This is a genomic window from Acidovorax sp., assembly GCF_046291265.1.
GTDB lineage: Bacteria > Pseudomonadota > Gammaproteobacteria > Burkholderiales > Burkholderiaceae_C > Acidovorax.
This window is the reverse complement of sequence record NZ_JBKBTV010000137.1, coordinates 1-1,628: the sequence shown is the minus strand read 5'-3', so window position 1 is coordinate 1,628 and position 1,628 is coordinate 1. Positions and strand designations below refer to the sequence as shown.

The 1,628-nt window shown below is 62.7% G+C and carries 1 protein-coding gene; it reads right to left on the bottom strand.

Annotated features, from left to right (window positions below):
• Window positions 1–1,259 (bottom strand): methyl-accepting chemotaxis protein (locus tag ACK41V_RS23495; protein WP_409786081.1); only part of this gene is annotated, 1,259 nt, incomplete at its 3' end.
• Window positions 1,260–1,628 lie beyond the last annotated feature (369 nt).

The window sequence follows — 1,628 nt, the reverse complement described above, 5'->3', positions numbered from 1 at the left end:
GCGGCGTTGGCCGAGCGGCCCGCCAGGCTGCGCACTTCGCCTGCCACCACTGCAAATCCGTGGCCTTGCTCGTTTGCGCGGGCGGCCTCCACCGCGGCGTTCAGCGCCAGGATGTTGGTCTGGAACGCAATGCCGTCAATCACGCTGATGATGTCGGCGATCTTGCGCGAGCTGGCGCTGATGGTGTCCATGGTGCGCACCACCTGCGACACCACTTCGCCACCGCGCGTGGCGGCGTCAGATGCGGTGGAGGCCAGCTGGTTGGCCTGCCGGGCCGAGTCGGCGCTTTGCGACACCGTGCCAGTCAAATCGACCAGCGAGTTTGCTGCGCTTTGCAGGTTGTGCGAGGTTTGTTCGGTGCGCTGGCTCAGGTCCAGGTTGCCCGAGGCCACTTCAGAACTGGCCACCAGAATGGAATCGGCTGTCTGGCCGATCTCGCCCACCAGGGTGCGCAGGCGCTCTTGCATGGCCGCAATGGCTTCGAGCAGGCGGCCGGTTTCGTCGTGGATGCGCACTTCGACCTGCGAGGTGAGGTCGCCGTTGGCAATGCGCTCGGCCACCACCACCGCGCGGCCAAGGGGCGCTGTGATGCTGGTGGTGATGCGCCAGGCAATCAACCCGCCCAGCCCGATGGCCAGCAGCACCAGCAGGCCGCCCACCCAGCGGGCGTTCTTCTGCGTTTGTTCGGCCATGGTCGTCGCTTCAGCGTTCAGGGCGTTTTGCAACTCGATGAGTTCGGCCAGCTTGGTGCGCCATGCGGTTTCGCTGGGGGCCACGCGGGTCATCAGGGCCAGCGTGGCGCTCACGGTGTCGCCGTCGTCGGCGGCCTTGATGGCGTTGTCGAGTTCGGGGCGGGTTTTTTTACCCAGCGCCTGTATATCGCCCAGCAGCTTGATTTCGGCAGGCGTGGCGTTGGCGGGCGTCAGCAGCTCGGCCAGGGCAGTTTCTTGCGTCGCGTATTGCTTGAGGGTTTTGCCCACGGCGTCAATCTGCTCGCGCGCCTGCTTGGGGTCGATGTCGTTGAGCATGGCGGCGGAGCGGCTTTGGATGCCCATGGCGCTCACACTCTCCAGCATGCCGTTAACGAGCTTGGCCTTGGTGGCACCCACGCCGGTGATGAGATGCATCTGGTCATTGACCTTGCCCACCGACAGCTGACCCACCGCAGCCACCGCCATCAGCAGCACCAGCACACAGCCAAACCCCAGGCCGAGGCGGCTGGAGATGGACAACGATTTCAGAGAAGTAGCGGCCGGCATGGGGGATCCTTGTGGGCTCGGAGAACAATCAAACGCAAAACAGAGCGGGGTGAACAGGGCGAAGCAATAACGGTGCCTGGGTCAGCCCCTGCGGCAGAGGGCCGTGGGGGCCGGTGCGAATGCAGTGTAGGCAGAAATTACAAAATGTGTCATGAAGCTTGCGGATAGCACCATGCCCAAAGTGCATGGGCCGTTTGTTACAAATTGGGTGCTGTGGGTGTGGGGTTTTCTGAGCGAAAGTGAAACAGGTCACTGCATCGCTGTTTTGAGCAAAAAGTGCCTCTAGCGCTTATGGGTAAAGCGCTGATAGCTATAAAAATTGATGAATTTACCCCTGCCAAGGGTTACCCCCGGGGCTGCGGGGCAAAA